Raw genomic sequence first — 18,558 nt, 5'->3', positions numbered from 1 at the left:
TGAAGAAACGGTCAACGGTGTGTTGAAAATATGTAAACAAAAAGGGAGGACAAACAAATCGATTGAAACAATGTGCCAACTTTGGTAAGCTAATCTCAAACGGACGCTTTGGCGTTCGTGTACATAAACCAAAAAGGAGGAGATCGGTATGCCATTTGAATTGCCAGCATTGCCGTATCCGTACGATGCGCTTGAGCCGCACATTGACAAAGAAACGATGAACATTCACCACACGAAGCACCATAACACATACGTCACGAATTTGAATGCGGCGCTTGAAGGGCATCCGGATTTGCAAAACAAATCGCTCGAAGAATTGCTCAGCAATTTGGAAGCCCTTCCGGAAAGCATTCGTACGGCGGTGCGCAACAACGGCGGCGGTCATGCGAACCACTCGCTTTTCTGGACGATTTTGTCGCCAAACGGCGGCGGTGAGCCGACGGGTGAGCTGGCTGAGGCGATCAACAAAAAATTCGGCAGCTTCGCCGCGTTTAAAGACGAGTTTTCGAAAGCAGCGGCCGGCCGTTTCGGTTCTGGCTGGGCATGGCTTGTCGTGAACAACGGCGAGCTGGAAATTACGAGCACGCCGAACCAAGACTCGCCGATCATGGAAGGCAAAACGCCGATTCTCGGCTTGGACGTTTGGGAGCATGCGTACTACTTGAAATACCAAAACCGCCGTCCGGAATACATTGCCGCATTCTGGAACATTGTCAACTGGGACGAAGTGGCGAAACGGTACAGCGAAGCGAAAGCGAAGTAATCAAAAAAGCGGGGCGAAACAAAACGCCCCGCTTTTTTTAGCGATGGAGGGTGCAGGCAAAGGAAGCGGTTTTCTTCGTGCCGGGTGCATAGCCATAGCGGAAATGGCCACACTACCGGATAGATGAAAAGGGGAGTTTGCAATGGCATTTTTCCAAAAACTAACCGGCCAAGAACAAGTGAACCGCGATTTGTTGCTTTTGCTTTGCATCGGTGGGTTTTACGCGCTCGGTGTTTCCCTGTCGAACACGTTTGTCAACATTTATTTATGGAAACAGACCGGCGATTTCCGCGACTTGGCGCTATACAATTTGGCGATTGTCACGATGCAGCCGCTGACGTTTATTTTCGCCGGCCGGCTGGCAAAACAAATTGACCGTATTCTCATTTTGCGGCTTGGCGTGTCGTGTTTAGCCGTTTTTTTTGTCACCGTTTTATTGGTCGGCTCTCGCGCCCATCAATATTTGCTTTTTCTCGGCGCGCTGCTCGGCGTCGGCTATGGTTTTTATTGGCTGGCGTTTAACGTGTTGACATTTGAAATTACCGAACCGGAGACGCGCGACTTTTTTAACGGTTTTTTCGGGGTGTTGACCTCATCCGCCGGCATGATCGGGCCGATTGCCGCCGGTTATATCATCTCGTCGCTTCATGGAGCGAAAGGGTATACGTTCGTTTTCTCGCTGTCGCTCGGCTTGTTTCTTGTTGCTGTGCTGCTCAGCTTTTTCTTGAAGCGCCGCGAGGCCGCGGGGAAATATTTGTTCGTCCGCATTTTAAAGGAGAGGAATGAAAACCGGAACTGGCGGCTCATTACGAATGCCCACTTTTTTCAAGGATTGCGCGAAGGCACGTTTGTGTTTATCATTTCCGTGCTTGTGTATGTCACTTCTGGAAGTGAATGGGCGCTCGGCAAATTCGGGCTTGTCAACTCGTTTACATCGTTTGTCGCCTATTATGCCGTCTCCCGGCTGATCAAGCGTGAATATCGGATGAAAGCCATTCTATTTGGGGGAGCGCTGCTATATGGGGCGATTTTTTTGATCGTTTTTCATCCGACCTATCCGCGCCTCATTCTTTATGCCATCACGATCGCCATTGCGTATCCATTGCTGCTTGTTCCGTATTCCTCCTTGACGTTTGACGTCATCGGGAAGAGCTGGAAATCGGCCGAGGCGCGCGTCGAATACATCGTTGTCCGCGAATTGTTTTTAAACGCCGGACGGGTGGTGTCGATTTTAGCCTTTTTGACGGCTGTGGCGCTCTTTGGCGAAGAGGCTGGCATTCGGGTGCTTATGTTTGTGTGCGGAGCCGGGCATTTGGTGATTTATTGGTTTGTCCGCCGCATTCGCTTTACCGATGGCCGTTCGGAGCGCGATCAGCGCGAGCGGCTTTTGCTTCGGCCGAAACTGGCCGGCGAACGAGGCCGTTCGCCGGTGTGAGGGGCCAAGTTTTTCCCTAGCCATGCCCGCCTTTTTCTTTTACAATAGGGGGAGGGAAGGAGGACCGGGGGATGAAACGGAAAAAGCGGGCGCAAGTGCCGATTCGGTTAAACATTTTGTTTTTCTTTGTTTTTTTGCTGTTTTCAGCGCTGATTTTGCGCCTTGGCGTCGTACAGATCGTCTATGGTGAAGATTATCGGCGCGAAGTGGAGCGGACGCAGGATGAAATCGTCAGCACGCCGGTGCCGCGCGGCAAAATTTACGATCGGTTCGGCCGCGTGATCGTCGACAACACACCACAAAAGGCGATTATGTACACGCGCTCAAAAACGACACAGCCGGAAGAAATATTGGACATAGCAAGGAAACTTGCTCAATACATCGACATTCCCGATGCTGAGAAAAAAGTGACTGAGCGCGATATGAAAGATTATTGGATTTTAACGCATCCGAAAGAAGCGAAACAGAAGGTGAGCGAACAAGAACGGAAAAAGCTCGCTGATCAAGGATTGACGCAAAAAGAGATCGACAAAAAAGTGTACGAGTGGACGCTCGATCGCATCACGAAGCAAGATTTGGCGCAAATTTCGAAAGCGGAGCTTGAAGTGATCGCCATTAAACATGAGATGGAAAGCGGCTACGCCTTGACGCCACAGACGGTCAAAAGCAAAGGAGTGACCGACCGCGAATATGCGGTCGTCAGCGAGCATTTGAGCGAGCTGCCCGGCGTCAATACGACGGTGGATTGGGACCGGAAATACGTCTATGACAACACATTCCGCTCTGTGCTCGGCAGTGTGACTGAAGAAGACGAAGGCGTCCCGCGCGAACGGCTCGATTACTTTTTAGCCCGCGACTACAGCCGCAATGACCGCGTCGGCAAAAGCTATTTGGAGATGCAGTATGAAGAAGTGCTGCACGGCAAAAAGGCAAAAGTGAAAAACGTTGTCGACAAATCGGGCAACGTCATCTCGGTTGAGCAAGTGTACCCAGGCGAGCGCGGCAAAGACCTCGTGTTGACCATTGATGCCGAGCTCCAGCAAAAGGTTGAGCAAATCATTCAACAAGAGATTTTGGCGACGAAGCGCAAAGGCCGGTCGCCGCTCTTGGACCGGGCGTTTGTCGTCATGATGAACCCGAAGACGGGCGAAGTGTTGGCGATGGCCGGCAAGCTTCTTCAAGACGGCAAATTTGTCGACTTTGCCATCGGCAACATCACGTCCGCCTATGCGATGGGATCGGCGGTGAAAGGGGCGACTGTTCTCACCGGCTTTCAAACAGGGGTGCTTCATCCGAATACGTATATTAAGGACGAGCCGCTGTATATTAAAGGAACCCCGGTGAAAAAATCATGGAAGACGATGGGGACGATCAACGAGCTGACGGCGCTCAAGCAGTCGTCGAACGTCTATATGTTCAAAACGGCGATCGCCATCGGGGGCGGTGTGTATCGTCCGCACGCGCCGCTTCGCATCAATCCAGAGGCGTTTACGACGATTCGCCACTATTTCAGCCAATTCGGCCTTGGCGTGAAAACGGGCATCGATTTGCCGAACGAACTCGGCGGCTTCCAAGGCCAGAGCACGCGCGGCGGGTTTTTGCTTGACTTAGCCATCGGCCAATACGATATGTATACGCCGATGCAGCTGGCGCAATACGTCTCGACGATCGCCAACGGCGGCTATCGGATGAAGCCGCAGCTTGTCAAAGAAATTCGTGAGCCGTCGGCTGACGGAAAAAAGCCTGGCCGGATCATGAAACGGTTCGAGCCGGTCGTGCTAAACCGGATCGATATGAAGACGGAATACATCAAGCGGGTGCAAGAAGGATTCCGCCGTGTGATGCAAGAGCCGGGCGGAACGGCGTATTCGTACTTTGCGAGTGCTTCGTACAAGCCGGCCGGCAAAACGGGGACGGCAGAGGCGTTTTACGATGGGCCGATCCAAAGCCGACGGAATGATCCAACGTACAACTTGACGCTCGTTGGCTATGCGCCGTACAACGATCCAGAAGTGTCGTTCGCCGTTGTCGTCCCGTGGGCGACGCAAGGGGAGAGCGACGGAATCAATGACCGGATCGGCCGCCGCATTTTGGACGCCTATTTTGAATTGAAAGCGAAGCGGGCGGCCGGAGGCGGGAGCAGCTTTGATGCGCAAGGCGGCGCGGAGGCCGCCGATGCGCGCTGACATGAAAGGCGCCTGAACGGGCGCCTCTTTTTTGCGCTTGCAAAAAAATGGCTCTTCACTAAAAGTTGTACTTGATTTTTTCTGAACATACCCTATTTACGCTTGTGAGGGAAAATCAGCACTTTTTGCATATCTTTGTGCAGGAAACCGTATTGCTTGTCAAGTACATGTTGTGGTGAAGAGCCAAAAAATGATGTTCGTTTACAAAAACTTTACATACCGTCCACACAGCGTTAACGATCGTTTTGTATGCTTATGATAGGAAAAACTCGATCTTCCGCTGCCAGTGAGGGCGGAAGGAAATGAAAGGAGTCACGCCGATGAGGACGATGGCGGTGGTGGAGCGCCGAAAAGAGGACATTCCTTCGGCCCAGTTGGTGAAAAAAGAGGTTGTTTACGAAACGAATGGACTGAACGTATGGTATGGCGAGCATCATGCGTTAAAACATATTCACCTGTCTTTTTATGAACGCGAGATTACAGCGATTATCGGCCCGTCAGGATGCGGCAAGTCAACCTATATCAAAACGCTCAATCGAATGATCGAGCTCATTCCAAACGTCCGGCTCGAAGGGGAGATTTTGTATCGCGGCCGCCGCATTTTTGACACGTCATACCCTGTTGAACAGCTGCGGACGCAAGTGGGCATGGTGTTTCAAAAGCCCAACCCGTTTCCAAAGTCGATTTATGACAACGTCGCCTATGGGCCGCGCATTCATGGGATCCGCGACCGGCGGCGGCTCGATGAGATCGTCGAAAAAAGCTTGCGCCAAGCGGCGCTCTGGGAGGAAGTCAAAGATCGGCTTCATGAAAATGCCCTCGGTTTATCGGGCGGCCAACAGCAGCGGCTGTGCATCGCCCGCTGTTTGGCCGTCGAGCCGGATGTCATTTTAATGGATGAACCGACATCAGCGCTCGATCCCATTTCGACAGCGAAGGTCGAGGAGTTGATGGGCGAGCTGAAAACAAAATACAGCATCATCATTGTCACGCATAATATGCAGCAGGCGGCTCGCATTTCCGATCGGACAGCGTTTTTCTTAAACGGAGAAGTGATTGAGTACGGAGAGACAAAAACGTTGTTTTCTCGTCCAGCTGATCAGCGGACGGCGGATTATATCGCCGGGCGGTTCGGATGATAAAAGCGGCCGGAGGGCGTCAGGCATGACGGACAAAAAGTTCGTTTCAAAAAAGATGTGTTTCTTTCAAAAAACGCTGTTTGATGCGCAGACACAGCCTTAAGAAAAGGTGTCCCGGTCCTTTGGGAGGGACACCTTCTTTCGTTATGGTTCGGCAATCAAACGGCCGATGGCTGCGTAGTCCATATCGCTCCGCACGTTGTAGACGCCGGGGCGGATGGAGCGCGTCAGCCCATGTTGTTCCAAGTAGTCGTTGAAGGCGCGGGCGCTTTGAACGATGCCAGCCTCTTCAAGTTCGCGGGCAAAGGTCTCTGGCGTATCTCCTTTTTGAATAACGAGTCGATAGACGTAAACGGTTTGCCCTGATGGTTCGGACATCTGCTTGGACGCCGCTTTCGGAGCGGCGTTCGGCTGAGCGCTGCGGAGCCTGTCGTATTCCTCTTTCGCCACGGCGACAAGCCCATGCTGTTTGAGGAACGTCTTGATTTCCGCTTCCGTCGGTGCAGCCGGGGGTGAAGCGTAATACGAGGCGCCGATCAGTGCTGTCGATACAAGCAACCCGAGGGAAAACGAACGCATGGATCGCTTGTTCATCGGCGCAACCTCCTTACCGCCCGCTCGACTTCCGCAACGGTCAGCCCCGTCTCACGGGCGATGTCTTCGAGCGGGAATCCTTGTTTATGCAAAAACAAGATGCGCCGATCGGCCGGCGACAATGATCCGCCAAGCCGCGGCGAAGCGGACCGTTGCCGCTCCGGAATGAGGAGCTCCTCCTCGATGACTTGCAGCCGCTTTTTGATCTGGTACGTTTCTTGCGCCAGGGAAACGGTCAAATGATCGATTTGTTCTTCGAGCGGTTTCAGTTCATCTTTCGCAAAAAAGGAAAGAACAAGGAGAATAATGGCTAGAGCTGCCAAAGCGATGATTGCGTATTCCACCACATGCATCCCTCCCCTTTTCACTATACCATACCATTCTCTGCTTGTGGCGCTCTTATTGAACAAAGATGAAATTTAGAGGTGGAAATCGCCGAAGAAAAATGGTATCATAGAAAGGTCTGATTATATATAAAGTATAAAGCTCGTTTGGAGGGAAAAAAGATGCGCGTGAACATTACATTGGCATGCACAGAATGCGGCGAACGCAACTATATTACATCGAAAAATAAACGCAACAACCCAGAACGTTTGGAATTGAAAAAATATTGCCCGCGCGATCGCAAAGTCACGTTGCACCGCGAAACGAAGTAAGCAGTGGGAAGATGATTCCTGCTGCTTTTTATCTTTATGGGAGGAAGGGGAAGATGATGGACGGCAAACAGGAATGGCGCCAGCGCATGTTGAATCAGCTTCGGCAGCTTAAAGCGGCAGAAAAAGAGATGTACGATCGGCAAATCGCCGCTCATTTATATCGGTGGCCATTATGGCAAACGGCGCGGACGATCGCCATGACGGTGTCGAGAGAGACGGAAGTCAACACCTTGCCGATCATTGAACAGGCGTGGCGGGAAGGAAAAACGATCGGCGTCCCGAAATGCGATCCAAGGGCGAAAACGATGTCCTTTCGGCGGCTTGAGTCGTTTGCCCAGCTCGAAAAAGCGTACGCCGGATTGTTTGAGCCGATTGAAAAACAAACAACGCCGATCGACCGCGATGAGTTTGATCTCATCATTGTCCCGGGGGTCTGTTTTGCCAAAACCGGCTACCGGATCGGCTATGGCGGCGGGTATTACGACCGATATTTGCCGGGAGCTTCGGCGGTGACGGCAGCGCTGGCTTACTCCTTTCAAGTGATGGACGACATTCCGGCCGAGGAGCATGATGTGCCGGTGAAATTCATTATTACTGATCAAGGAGTTCTTCACTGTGAGCGATGAATGGTGGTATATCGCGGTCTCTGCCCTCGCCGCCGGCGGCGGGTGGTTGTTGCGCTTGTTGTCCATATCAGGAGCGGCGGCAACCGTTGTCATCGGCGCAGCGGTTGGATGCGGCTTTTCATGGGGCGGAATATGGGTGTTAGGCTGCTTTTTTGTCAGCTCCAGCTTCTTTAGCCACATCGGAAGGCAACGCAAGGCAAAACTGTCTGAAAAATTGGCGAAAGGCGGGCGGCGCGATGCCATCCAAGTGCTGGCCAATGGCGGGGTGCCGGCCGTGTTGGCGCTATTGGCCGCTGTCCGTCCCGACCCGATTTGGGATGATCTGTTTGTTGTCGCCGTCGCTGCAGCGAACGCTGATACGTGGGCATCTGAAATCGGTTCTTTAAGCCCGTGGCCGCCTCGGGTTTGGCCGAGCTTTCGGCCGGTGGAAGCCGGCACCTCAGGGGCTGTGACGCTCCTTGGCACGGCTGCTTCGTTTGCCGGCGCACTGTTTATTGCGGCTGTTGGCGTGTTTTTTCTCGACGTCCGACCCGTTTTTACTCTTGCCTTTTTCGGTTGGCTCGGCAGCTGGTTCGATACGTGGCTTGGCGCGGCTTGGCAAGCGGCTTACCGCTGTCCGGCATGCGGGGCGACGACTGAGCGGAAATGGCATTGCGGGCAGGCGACCATTCATATGAAAGGCTGGCGGTGGCTTGACAATGATGCGGTGAACGTTCTTTCGGTCATCTTTGCGGTGCTGGCCGCCTTCGTGCTGGCGCGTTAGACGCGCCCCGCTTCATATTTGGAGAGAAAAAGGGAAAAAGAATAACGAGCATGTCATATGATGAAGGAGGAACAACGATGAATAAATGGTCGTACCCGCTGCTTGTCGTTGCCGCTGGATGTCTTGCTTACCGCTATCGCTACCGAATGGCCGCCTTCGCATTGCGCGTTCCGTCGTTGCGAAAGCAACTTGTCCGATTTGCGCTCCACATTCCTCCTGTGCGCAACGCTCTTGTTTCGCAAATGTTGCGTCCATGATGCAATAGCGGTGAATCATTTTTGAAGAAGTCGGTTATGAAAAAACCGGCCGCCGCGGCCGGCGCCCGCCGGCCCATTCGCTCCGGTTTGCCGGACGGTCGATGAGTTGGCTTTGTTGCTGTTTGTCGGACTTGGCCTCGCCAGGGAAAGGGAGAGGAGAACGTGATGGGAACGATGGATGTACTGTTTTGGCAGCTTGTTCAGCGTTTGTCTCGCGGCGGCTACCGCATCGTACGGATGTCTGAGCAGGCCGATGAAGTATGGCTGGAATCAAACCATTGGCGTCGCCCAACACTCATCCGCCTCGTGCGCGCTGATTTTGATTGGAGCCGATCGTTGCGCCTTGATATGGAATATACATGGCAATTCGTTCAGCAAATGAGGGGATGGAATTTCAGCAAAGCGGGCCGGGTCATCAATGTTTATGTGATGGTGTATCCGCCGGTTGACGATTGGGAATTTCTTGTCGCCGAGCCGTTGCCGCTCTCTGGAGTGTCCGATGGCGTGCTTCATACGCTCCTCCTTCACAGCGGCAATATGGGGGACGTGCTGCCGCGGCTTGCGGAGATGACGGGTGTTGCGCTCCGTTTTGAGCCGCCTGTGGAAACGTCCGATCCGTTTGCTGCCGCCGAGCGCTTAAAGCGCGAGGTGGTCCGCGAATGGCGGCGCCGCCGTGAGGAGGAACGGCGCATTTTTGAGTATGGCAAGCCGATGTTCACCCGGCTGTTCATCGTCGTGCAGGTTGCGATGTTTTTGGTTCTCGAATGGAGCGGCGGGAGCACGAATCCGGATGTGTTGATCCACTACGGCGCCAAATTCAATCCGCTCATTGAGGCGGGAGAATGGTGGCGGCTGTTGACGCCAATGTTTTTGCATATTGGTTTTTTGCATCTGCTGACCAACACGCTCGCCTTGTATTATTTAGGGATCACGGTTGAGCGGCTGTACGGCTCGCTTCGCTTTTTGTTCATTTACGTAACGGCTGGATTTTTCGGAGCGCTGGCGAGTTTTTTGTTTACACCGTCATTATCGGCCGGGGCGTCGGGAGCCATTTTCGGGCTGTTCGGGGCTCTTCTTTACTTCGGCACTGTCTACCGGCATTTATTTTTTCGAACGATGGGGATGAACGTCATCAGTTTAATCATCGTCAACCTGTTGTTTGGCCTGCTTGTTCCCGGCATCGACAACGCCGGCCATATCGGCGGACTGGTTGGCGGTTTTTTGGCGGCTGGCGTCGTTCATTTGCCAAAACACACCGCTTTAGGGCGGCAGGCGGGAGCGTTGGCGGTGGCGGCGTTGCTTGTCGCCGCTGGCTTATGGATCGGATTTCGGTAAACGCCCCCACTTCGCTTTGTTTGAAGTGGGAGGCCTCTTTTCGAAATGTGTTAAAGAAGTTGCACGAGCATCACTTTTTCCCCGGTTTTCGCTTCAATGAGAACGAAGAGCCTACTGTAATCTTTGCGAATGAGAATGAGCGGCATCGTGCTGCCGATTGGCGAGAGGATGGATCCATCCTCTTTTTTTATGCCAAGGATGTACGACTTGTACAATCCTTCCCAAAGACGGCCGATGACGGTTTGCGTTTTTGCCGTTGACAACCCCGGCAACGGTTGTTCCGTGTAGGCGACGAGCTCCGGCAAATAAAGGGCGTAATAATCTTTCTTTGACAAAGAAAAGTGGGTGAGCAGCTCGTCCGCTTTATGACGAAGAAATTCATTCGTGGCTTTGTTCAAGACGCGCTGCCATTCGCGCTCGTCATCTGTTCTTGGCCGCCGGAACGATGCGCGCGGATGGTACGGTGAGTCAATGACGTACAAATAGCTGCTTGACATCGTTTGGCTGCTTGTGATGTTCTCTCCTGTATGCAGCTCGCCGTGATGGAACGAGACGGCTTGAAAAAAGCGGCTGTCCCGCATCCGGACCTTCTTTTCCATGTCGATGGCATCCGTGTTCGTTTTCCATTTCGACAGCACATCGGCCAAGCGGCCATCGGCAAACAACAACGAGACGTCCTGACGCAAATAGGCGCGGCGGTTTAAAATGGAGGCGGCTGACCAGCGGAGCGCGTAGCGTCCGGGTTCATTGCCGCCCTCAAGCGCAAGCGATGTTTTCGCTTCGATGAACGCCGCTTCGCGATCAAGCGGGAAAAACTTGATCGTTTCAGCGGTCTGATCGTGCTCCCACAGCGAGGCGAGCGCGGCGGCAAGGAAAAAAGCAAGCGCCATGAAGGGGATCATCCATCGTTTCATGACATCCTCCCGGATTGGACAAGGTTTTCACCAATATATGCATTGCAAGGAACATTTATGTATGAATTTCCTCATGCTTGTCTATGATGGGGAGTATACAGTGCAAACGATGCAGGGGGATGACGATGGAGAAACAGATGCCCAAACGCCTGGCGTCCCGTCGCCTTCATGACAATGCATCCTATTTAGCCGAACGGCTTGGAGTCGGGAAGAGCTTCGATGTCATTCGCCTTGACGTCGAATATGGCGGCCGGGCGATGGCGTTGTTTATGATTGACGGATTTGTCAAAGACGATATTTTGCATTATTTGATGAGATATTTGTCCCGACTTGAGGAACACGAACTGGACGTTCACCCGCTTGAGAAGCTCCTGAAAAAATATCTTCCGTACGTCGAGATCGGACAGACAGACGACTTGGAAGAAGCGGTCGCGATGGTGCTTGCTGGGCCGACGGCATTAGTCGTTGACGGCGTTGAGCGGATCATTTTGATTGACGCCCGCACGTATCCGGTGCGCGGGCCGCAAGAGCCGGATACGGAACGGGTCGTACGCGGGGCGCGCGACGGTTTTGTCGAGACGATCGTCTTTAACACCGCGCTCATCCGCCGCCGCGTCCGCGACCCTTCCTTGCGCATGGAGTACGTGCAGGTGGCGCGGCGCTCGAAGACCGATATTTGCATTTGCTATATCGAGGAAATAGCCGACCCAGAACTCGTTCGCCGCGTTCGGGAATCGATTACCGCCATTGACACAGACGGGCTGGTTATGGCTGAGAAAACGGTGGAAGAGTTTATTTCCGGACGGCATTGGAATCCGTACCCGGTTGTCCGCTATACGGAACGCCCTGATACGGCAGCGGCCCATTTGTATGAAGGCCATGTGCTTGTGATCGTCGATGGATCGCCAAGTGTCATTATTACCCCGGCAACGTTTTGGCATCATTTGCAGCACGCTGAAGAGTACCGGAATAAGCCGATCGTCGGGGCGTATTTGCGGCTCGTCCGCTTTCTGGCCGTTTGGGCGTCGGTGTTTTTGCTGCCGCTTTGGTATTTGCTCATGATCGAGCCGGAACTGCTGCCGGATCCACTCCAGTTTTTGGGAAAGGCCAAATTGGGAGACATTCCGCTGTTTGCACAAATTTTGATGATTGAAATCGGGATGGATATGCTGCGAATGGCCGCCATTCATACACCGTCTTCGCTGGCGACCGCGCTCGGCCTCGTCGCCGCGCTTATGATCGGCGGCATCGCGGTGGAAGTTGGACTCTTTTCCAATGAAGTGATTTTGTATTTTTCCGTTACGGCCATCGGTACGTTTGCGACGCCCAGCTATGAAATGAGTTTGGCGAACCGGCTCGTCCGCATTGCCTTGCTCATTTTGTCGGGCCTGTTCGGCCTGTACGGTTATGTCATCGGCATCACCGTTTGGATTCTTGCCTTGGCGCGGATGACGTCATTTGGCGTTCCGTACTTATGGCCGTTCATCCCGTTCTCCTACCGAGCGATGCGCGACGTGCTCATCCGGTCGCCGATGCCGCTCAAAAACCGGCGACCGGCGATTCTTCACCCGCGCGACCCTGACCGCTGACGCAGGTGCTGATTTTTAGCGCCTGCGTTTTTTGTCTTGACGGCCGCGGCCGTTTGCCGCTACATTAAAAGAGGAAAAAAGGAGCATGAATGATGATGAAGACGGTATACGATGTTCAGCAGCTGTTGAAACGGTTTGGCACGATCATTTACGTGGGCGACCGGCTCGCTGATCTGGAGCTGATGGAAGAGGAAGTGAAAGAGCTGTACCAGTCCCAGCTGATCGATGCGAAACAGCTGCAAGCCGCTTTGTTTATTTTGCGGCAGGAAGCGCAAATGGAGCGGGAAAAACGGATGAAAAAAGGATGAGGATGCAATGGAACCATGGTTGGTAGGCATTGACCTCGGGGGCACGACAATCAAAATGGCGTTTGTCACCACCGAGGGTGACATCGTGCACAAATGGGAAATTCCGACGAACACCGCCAATCGCGGTGAGCATATCGTCGCTGACATTGCCCGATCGCTTGAAAAGACGCTCGCCCAGCTCGGCGGAGCGAAAGAGAGGCTGCTTGCCGCCGGCATCGGCGCCCCCGGACCGGTCGAAGAGGAAACCGGCATGTTGTATGAGACGGTCAATATAGGGTGGACGAATTATCCATTGAAGCAACGGCTGGAAGAGGCGACGGGGCTGCCCGTTTCGGTCGATAATGACGCCAATCTCGCCGCGCTTGGCGAAATGTGGAAAGGAGCAGGGGGAGGAGCGCGCCATTTGTTGTTTGTGACGCTTGGCACCGGCGTTGGCGGCGGTGTGATTGCCAACGGAGCCATTGTGCGCGGCATAAACGGCGCCGGCGGAGAGATCGGACATATGACGATGATCCCTGATGGCGGCGCCCGTTGCAACTGCGGCAAAACCGGATGTTTGGAAACGATTGCGTCCGCCACCGGCATCGTGCGGATCGCCAAGGAGAAATTGACCGCAGATGAGCGTCCGAGTGAGCTTCGCAACGGGGATGTGACGGCCAAAGCGGTGTTTGACGCCGCCAAAGCGGGCGATGCGCTGGCATTGGAAGTGGTCGATGAAGCAACGTACTATCTTGGTTGGGCGTTGGCGAATGCCGCCAATGTGACGAACCCGGAGAAAATCGTGATCGGCGGCGGCGTGTCCAAGGCGGGTGACATGCTTGTCGAGCGCGTGGCCGCCCATTTCCGCCGCTTCGCGTTCCCGCGCGTCGCCGCTGGGGCGAAGCTTGTTTTAGCGACGCTTGGCAACGATGCCGGCGTCATCGGCGCCGCCTGGCTGGCGAAAGAGCTTGTCGGCGCGTAAACAACGAAAGGTGTCCCAAAAAGGTTGGGGCGCCTTTTCTTATTGTTGGATGATATGAGATTGGAACGAACTTTAAAGAAGGAGATGTTTGCGAACATTCGTGCACTGCCGCCTGCCAGGCGCTCATTTTTTGCCGTCTGCCGACATATGTTAAGGTAAAGAAATGGGAAGGGGAGACGGCGCATGCACCTTCAAGCATGGCCCGGCGATACGTTTGAAACATATGGACGATGGTTTTCGGTGCCGACTGAACTGATCATCGATTCGAATCCGCATGTGGAAGAGGGATTGCGCCCTGGGCAGACCGTTGCCATCCCGGGATACGCGCCGATCGATACGTGGGAAGCGCTCGCTGACCGCCTATCGCTGCCGACGGAGGTGCTGCGGCGGCTGCCGGGGGCGATGGCGGTCATCAACGGAACAGCGCCGCTGCCGAAGCGGATTTCGTCCCCGGTCGTCCGCAGCGTCCGTCCGTACGATTTTGCCGCTTTGATGGAGGATATCACCGCCCTCGTCTGTCGCTATCCGTTTGTGCGCCAGCGGACGATCGGCCATAGCGTTCTCGGCTTGCCGCTCGTTGAACTGCAAATCGGCCGCGGGCCGGTGCGCGTGCATATGAACGGATCATTCCACGCGAATGAGTGGATCACGACGGCCGTAATCATGGCGCTCATCGACGAGTACGCGAGGGCGTTGGTTAACGATGACGAGCTTGCTGGCCATCGGGTGCTTGATTATTACCGTAAAGTGACTCTTTCCGTTGTGCCGATGGTCAATCCCGACGGCGTCAACCTTGTGCTGAACGGCCCGCCGGAAGAAGAGCCGCATCGGAGCGAAGTCGTCTGCATCAACGGTGGATCGCTCGACTTTTCGCAATGGAAAGCGAACATCCGCGGCGTTGATTTAAACAATCAATTCCCAGCTAACTGGGAAATAGAACAGACCCGCAAACCGCCGAAAGCGCCGGCACCGCGTGATTTTCCAGGATTCGCCCCGCTTACGGAGCCGGAGGCGAAAGCGATGGCGGCGCTCGCCGAGTCGGGCGATTTTGCGATGGTCGTCGCGTTTCATACACAAGGCAAGGAAATTTATTGGGGATATGAAGGGTTCGAGCCGCCGGAGGCGAAGGCAACGGTTCAGGCGATGGCTGAAGCAAGCGGCTACCAGGCTGTTCGCTACATTGACAGCCATGCCGGCTACCGCGATTGGTTCATTCAAACGTGGAGACGGCGCGGTTACACGGTGGAGCTCGGCGAGGGTGTCAATCCATTGCCGCTCTCGCAGTTTGCGCGAATATATCGCGACAGCCTCGGCCTGTTTTTAGCAGCGCTCAAAATGGCATAAAAAAACGCAAGAGGCATGATTCGCCTCTTGCGTTTTCAGTGCGTGCCGGTTGGAATGCCATGATGTAAAATGGTCATGATGGTAAACCAGCCGAATACGGCGGTAGTGGCAAGTCCAAACAAAAATCCGAGCACGTTTTTCTCGCGCAATGTACGGAGCATTCCATAAAGGGCAAGCAGCGTTACAAGTGCAAAAATAATGACCGTACCCATCGTTTTACCCCCTCATGAAACAGTATGTACAAACGTGTCCATTCTTTTTCATTGTAATCTTTTTTCCTCCATTTGTCGAGGTCCCTTTCTCTTTTCTCTTCCATCGCTTGAAAAAAAGCAGTAAAATAAAGTTAAATATTGGACATGTCAAGGAAAGGAGGAGATGGCCATGGAATGGACGCGCATCCCTGTCGGCCCGATTCAGGCCAACGCTTACTTGTTGTCGTCTGCAGATCGACAATGCCTGATCGTTGACCCCGGCGCGGAAGGCGCGGCGCTCGTCCGCAGGATCGAGGAAAAAGGGCTGACCCCGTTGGCGATTTTGCTGACGCATGCGCATTTTGACCATATTGGCGGCATCCCGGACGTGCTTGCCCGCTGGGACATTCCAGTGTATGTGCACGAAAAGGAAAAACAATGGCTGCAAGATCCGGCATTGAATGGCTCGCTTTATTTCGGCGGTCCGGTCGCTGTCCGCTGCGAACCGACATGCCTGAAAGGACCGACGGTGCTGAACATTGGTCCGTTTGCGTTGGATGTCCGCGAAACGCCGGGTCATTCCCCGGGCAGCGTCTCGTATTATTGCAAACAAGCCAATATTGTGTTTTCCGGCGATGCGCTGTTTGCCGGCAGCATCGGACGCACGGATTTGCCAGGCGGCAACCATCAGCAGCTGTTGAAAAGCATTCATGACGAACTGCTTACGCTGCCGGAGGAAACGATCGTTCTTTCAGGCCATGGGCCAGAGACGACGATCGCCGCGGAGATGGATGCAAATCCGTTTTTGCATGGGTTTTCGTAAGAAAAAAAGCCGTCTACGTCGGCTTCACACAAGCAATTCCCTCGGGCAAACGCAGGCGGCTCCTTTGGGCAAGGAAAAGCGCAACGGAAGGCCTCCTGGCGCCGGAACACACAAAAAAACCCTTCTTAGCCGCGCCAAGAAGGGTTTTTGGGGGATGTTCTATCCACAATAATGGGAGGGGATATAGTTAAGCTGCTACTATAACAATATATGATTATTTTCACTATGTCAACAGTAAAAAAGTGAACGACTCCCACTTCACTTTGCTTGAGGCGGGAGCTTCTTTCGGAATGATGATGAAGACGGGGTAGAGAAATGGTGATGGGTCGATTGTATGAACAGATTGCCGCAGCGCCGGGTGGGCGGGTGTCGTACGCCGATTACATGCAGATGGTTCTTTACGACGAACGATTCGGCTACTATATGCGAGAGCGGGCGAAAATCGGCAAGGAAGGCGATTTTTTTACGAACAGCTCATTCGCGCCGGTGTTTGGCAAAGCGCTTGCTTCGCTTTGGGTTCGGATGGTGGAACAGAGCGGCCTGCCGCCCGCTGTTTGCGAGTGGGGGGGCGGAGACGGAAGATTGGCGCTTTCGGTATTGGAAGAATGGAAGAAAAAAAGTCCACATACATACGACCGCTTGTCGTATACGATCATCGACCAAAGCCCGTTCCACCGCCGGCGCCAGCGCGAAACGCTTCAACCCGCAGCCGAGAAGGTGGAGCAATATGACGATGTCTCTCGCTGGCTGGCCGAGCGTGGGCCGTTTTCCGGCATTGTGTTTAGCAACGAATTTTTTGATGCGTTTCCCGTTCACGTCATTGTAAAGGAAGGCGGCGTTTTGCACGAATGTTTTGTCGCCGCCCGCGATGGCCGGCTCGTTGAAGAAAAGGCGCCGCTTTGCCGTCCCGCTATTGTCCGCTATTTACATGAGCGCGGATTGGATCTTGCTGAAGGGCAAAGGCTTGAGGTGCCTCTCGCGATGAAGGCGTTTTGGCTCGAGGTTGGGCCGCTGTTTCATCAGGCGGTGATGGTGACGGTCGACTATGGCTATACGGACGAACAGTTGCGCGCCCCGGCACGGCGGCATGGAAGCTTGCGCGGATATTTCCGCCATCAGCTTGTTGCCGACCCGCTTCGCCATCCGGGGGAGATGGACTTGACGAGCCATGTACAATGGGATGCGCTTCGCTTGTACGCCCGTCAGGCTGGGTGGGAGGAAGTGGCGTTCGTTCGCCAAGATCGGTTTTTGCTCGCGGCCGGCCTTTTGCATGAATGGAACGTTTCAGAAGGCGGCGATTTCTTTTCGCCGGCAAGCCGCCAAAATCGAATGATCCGCGCGCTGATCGCCGACGATGGCGTCAGCCGCTTTTTTGACGTGCTTATTTTGCAGAAAGGAATGAGTCTCCCCGCGCGAGACTTTTGGCCAGCGCCCGAGTTTTTGCCGGCCGATTAACGGCTTCCTTCGCCTATCTGCAATGGAGAAAAGGGGTTCCGGTCAAAGCGGCAAAAAAACAGGCAGGAGGTTCTGCCTGTTTTTTATTCACCCATGCCGGGCACCATCATAAAAGTCGTCCAATACGTAAATGCCGCGAAGAAAATCGTCAAATATGCCCCGAAAATGTAAATGTACATTCTCTCGGTCAGCTTTAAAAAGCCGAGGAACAGGAAAAATACGGTTTGGCCAAAGAAGATGAGCGACGTCGTATGCATATGGCCAAGGTAAAACATGACAGCAAAAATGCCGGTCCAAAAGGCGAGCACGCGGAACATGCGGTCCATTATGTATCCCTCCTTTGTTTGTGCAAACCATTGGTCCTTACTTATTATAATGTACAATGATTGGGAATGTAAATAACGCTTTCGGACAAGTGGTAAGAAATGATGCCAATGCCGGCCGTTGCTTGCTTCAGACAAAAAAGAAGGAAGGAGGGACGCTGTCACGGACGGATGATGGTGCGGTAGGCGCAGCGGTGGCTGCCTTCCATCATATTTTCCGTTTCCGTTACTTCAGCACCGGCAAACAGCGTCTCGACCATTCCCTCCAAAAAAGCGTGGTGCATGCCGCAGACGGTATCAGGTGCTTGCGCGGCGATTTCTTTGAACGGGCAGTTGAAAATATCGAGGTATAGCACTCCTTTTTCTTCATCATAGTGCAATTGCGGCAAAAATCCAGCCGCTTCGGCCGCCTCTTCCATTATGGCGATTTTGTCCGCCATGGTGAGCGCGCTCGCTGTGCCGTTATGCGGCAAACGGCTGGCGATGAGCTCACGGCCGAACCGCTTTCCTGTTTCACGCAACGCCTCGCTTCCAATGGGACCGAGTTTGGCCATCGTTTGAATGGCGATGCGGGCGAGGAGTTGATAATCGCGGAACGGAAAATACAGCCCGATCACTTCGTCGGACAGGCGGTACAGCCGGCTCGGCCGCCCGCCTTTTCCCGTTTTTTGCGTATCCGATACGACCATGCGAACGTCTTCAAGCTTCGTTAAATGCAAGCGGGCAACGTTTGGATGGATATGAAATTTTTCTGCGATTTCTTGAACAGAAACTTCGCGATGCACTTTTGCCATATATTCATAAATATGAAATCTTGTCGGGTCAGACAATACGCTTGTGATTTTCAGCGTTTGTTCCATTGGTTTCCCTCCTAAATGAATCATTGATATGGTTAT

Annotated in this window: 21 protein-coding genes; 15 read left to right on the top strand and 6 right to left on the bottom strand. The window is 53.7% G+C overall.

Annotated elements, in window-relative coordinates:
* Window positions 1–148 precede the first annotated feature (148 nt).
* From sodA to pstB, 4 genes are all read left to right on the top strand, one after another.
* Window positions 149–763, top strand: coding sequence for a superoxide dismutase SodA (gene sodA / locus ACVBDQ_RS01560; RefSeq protein ID WP_044730821.1), 615 nt, complete (start codon window positions 149–151; stop codon window positions 761–763).
* Window positions 764–905: 142 nt separating this feature from the next.
* The gene (locus ACVBDQ_RS01555) at window positions 906–2,198 is read left to right on the top strand and encodes an MFS transporter (RefSeq protein WP_074043511.1); all 1,293 of its coding nucleotides are present in this window, start codon (window positions 906–908) and stop codon (window positions 2,196–2,198) included.
* Window positions 2,199–2,269: 71 nt separating this feature from the next.
* Window positions 2,270–4,384: a peptidoglycan D,D-transpeptidase FtsI family protein gene (locus ACVBDQ_RS01550; protein ID WP_074043510.1), complete on the top strand. Its 2,115-nt coding sequence runs from the start codon at window positions 2,270–2,272 to the stop codon at window positions 4,382–4,384.
* 329 nt (window positions 4,385–4,713) lie between these two features.
* A complete protein-coding gene (gene pstB / locus ACVBDQ_RS01545; RefSeq protein ID WP_119878022.1) occupies window positions 4,714–5,523 on the top strand; it encodes a phosphate ABC transporter ATP-binding protein PstB in 810 nt (269 codons plus the stop codon).
* 144 nt (window positions 5,524–5,667) lie between these two features.
* On the opposite strand, the gene ACVBDQ_RS01540 is transcribed toward pstB, so the two are convergent.
* Window positions 5,668–6,117 carry an endolytic transglycosylase MltG gene (locus tag ACVBDQ_RS01540; protein WP_014196352.1) on the bottom strand — a complete coding sequence of 150 codons (450 nt, stop codon included), beginning with the start codon at window positions 6,115–6,117 and terminating at the stop codon, window positions 5,668–5,670.
* Window positions 6,114–6,464 carry a sigma factor-like helix-turn-helix DNA-binding protein gene (locus tag ACVBDQ_RS01535; protein ID WP_012820534.1) on the bottom strand — a complete coding sequence of 117 codons (351 nt, stop codon included), beginning with the start codon at window positions 6,462–6,464 and terminating at the stop codon, window positions 6,114–6,116. The genes ACVBDQ_RS01540 and ACVBDQ_RS01535 overlap by 4 nt, the downstream gene beginning before the upstream one ends.
* A gap of 159 nt (window positions 6,465–6,623) precedes the next feature.
* Here ACVBDQ_RS01535 and rpmG point away from each other — a divergent pair, with 159 nt between their 5' ends.
* The 5 genes from rpmG to ACVBDQ_RS01510 all read left to right on the top strand — a co-directional run bounded on the left by rpmG (window position 6,624) and on the right by ACVBDQ_RS01510 (window position 9,754).
* Window positions 6,624–6,773, top strand: a complete 150-nt coding sequence (rpmG, locus tag ACVBDQ_RS01530) for a 50S ribosomal protein L33 (protein WP_011231931.1) — start codon at window positions 6,624–6,626, stop codon at window positions 6,771–6,773.
* 53 nt (window positions 6,774–6,826) lie between these two features.
* Entirely contained in the window at window positions 6,827–7,399 is a 573-nt protein-coding gene (locus tag ACVBDQ_RS01525) for a 5-formyltetrahydrofolate cyclo-ligase (RefSeq protein WP_033007314.1), read from the top strand.
* Window positions 7,389–8,162 carry a DUF92 domain-containing protein gene (locus ACVBDQ_RS01520; RefSeq protein ID WP_011231929.1) on the top strand — a complete coding sequence of 258 codons (774 nt, stop codon included), beginning with the start codon at window positions 7,389–7,391 and terminating at the stop codon, window positions 8,160–8,162. The genes ACVBDQ_RS01525 and ACVBDQ_RS01520 overlap by 11 nt, the downstream gene beginning before the upstream one ends.
* A gap of 77 nt (window positions 8,163–8,239) precedes the next feature.
* Complete coding sequence (locus ACVBDQ_RS01515; protein ID WP_011231928.1) at window positions 8,240–8,419, top strand: hypothetical protein; 180 nt, start codon at window positions 8,240–8,242, stop codon at window positions 8,417–8,419.
* A 165-nt stretch (window positions 8,420–8,584) separates the two neighbouring features.
* Window positions 8,585–9,754 carry a rhomboid family intramembrane serine protease gene (locus ACVBDQ_RS01510; RefSeq protein ID WP_014196348.1) on the top strand — a complete coding sequence of 390 codons (1,170 nt, stop codon included), beginning with the start codon at window positions 8,585–8,587 and terminating at the stop codon, window positions 9,752–9,754.
* Window positions 9,755–9,804: 50 nt separating this feature from the next.
* Here ACVBDQ_RS01510 and ACVBDQ_RS01505 read toward each other — a convergent pair whose 3' ends face one another.
* Window positions 9,805–10,668, bottom strand: coding sequence for a hypothetical protein (locus ACVBDQ_RS01505; RefSeq protein ID WP_011231926.1), 864 nt, complete (start codon window positions 10,666–10,668; stop codon window positions 9,805–9,807).
* Between the two features lie 125 nt (window positions 10,669–10,793).
* On the opposite strand from ACVBDQ_RS01505, the gene ACVBDQ_RS01500 reads away from it, so the two are divergent.
* The 4 genes from ACVBDQ_RS01500 to ACVBDQ_RS01485 all read left to right on the top strand — a co-directional run bounded on the left by ACVBDQ_RS01500 (window position 10,794) and on the right by ACVBDQ_RS01485 (window position 14,870).
* Entirely contained in the window at window positions 10,794–12,257 is a 1,464-nt protein-coding gene (locus ACVBDQ_RS01500) for a spore germination protein (protein WP_021322345.1), read from the top strand.
* 95 nt (window positions 12,258–12,352) lie between these two features.
* On the top strand, window positions 12,353–12,565 hold the full coding sequence (locus ACVBDQ_RS01495) for a YqgQ family protein (protein ID WP_011231924.1): 213 nt from the start codon (window positions 12,353–12,355) through the stop codon (window positions 12,563–12,565).
* Window positions 12,566–12,572: 7 nt separating this feature from the next.
* Window positions 12,573–13,526, top strand: coding sequence for an ROK family glucokinase (locus ACVBDQ_RS01490; RefSeq protein WP_011231923.1), 954 nt, complete (start codon window positions 12,573–12,575; stop codon window positions 13,524–13,526).
* A 183-nt stretch (window positions 13,527–13,709) separates the two neighbouring features.
* On the top strand, window positions 13,710–14,870 hold the full coding sequence (locus ACVBDQ_RS01485) for a M14 family metallopeptidase (RefSeq protein ID WP_062898811.1): 1,161 nt from the start codon (window positions 13,710–13,712) through the stop codon (window positions 14,868–14,870).
* A gap of 35 nt (window positions 14,871–14,905) precedes the next feature.
* On the opposite strand, the gene ACVBDQ_RS01480 is transcribed toward ACVBDQ_RS01485, so the two are convergent.
* Window positions 14,906–15,082, bottom strand: coding sequence for a DUF2759 domain-containing protein (locus ACVBDQ_RS01480; RefSeq protein ID WP_011231921.1), 177 nt, complete (start codon window positions 15,080–15,082; stop codon window positions 14,906–14,908).
* Between the two features lie 169 nt (window positions 15,083–15,251).
* On the opposite strand from ACVBDQ_RS01480, the gene ACVBDQ_RS01475 reads away from it, so the two are divergent.
* A complete protein-coding gene (locus ACVBDQ_RS01475; protein ID WP_011231920.1) occupies window positions 15,252–15,884 on the top strand; it encodes an MBL fold metallo-hydrolase in 633 nt (210 codons plus the stop codon).
* Between the two features lie 321 nt (window positions 15,885–16,205).
* On the top strand, window positions 16,206–17,339 hold the full coding sequence (locus ACVBDQ_RS01470) for a class I SAM-dependent methyltransferase (protein WP_020278526.1): 1,134 nt from the start codon (window positions 16,206–16,208) through the stop codon (window positions 17,337–17,339).
* Window positions 17,340–17,422: 83 nt separating this feature from the next.
* Here the strand turns inward: ACVBDQ_RS01470 and ACVBDQ_RS01465 are convergent, their stop codons facing one another.
* Window positions 17,423–17,665, bottom strand: coding sequence for a DUF2626 family protein (locus ACVBDQ_RS01465; RefSeq protein ID WP_008879854.1), 243 nt, complete (start codon window positions 17,663–17,665; stop codon window positions 17,423–17,425).
* Window positions 17,666–17,823: 158 nt separating this feature from the next.
* Window positions 17,824–18,522 (bottom strand): helix-turn-helix transcriptional regulator, encoded by a 699-nt coding sequence (locus ACVBDQ_RS01460; RefSeq protein WP_011231918.1) that lies wholly within the window; start codon window positions 18,520–18,522, stop codon window positions 17,824–17,826.
* Window positions 18,523–18,558: the final 36 nt, after the last annotated feature.

The sequence above is a fragment of the Geobacillus sp. CCR genome (genome assembly GCF_052906625.1).
This window is presented reverse-complemented; position numbering and strand designations above follow the sequence as displayed.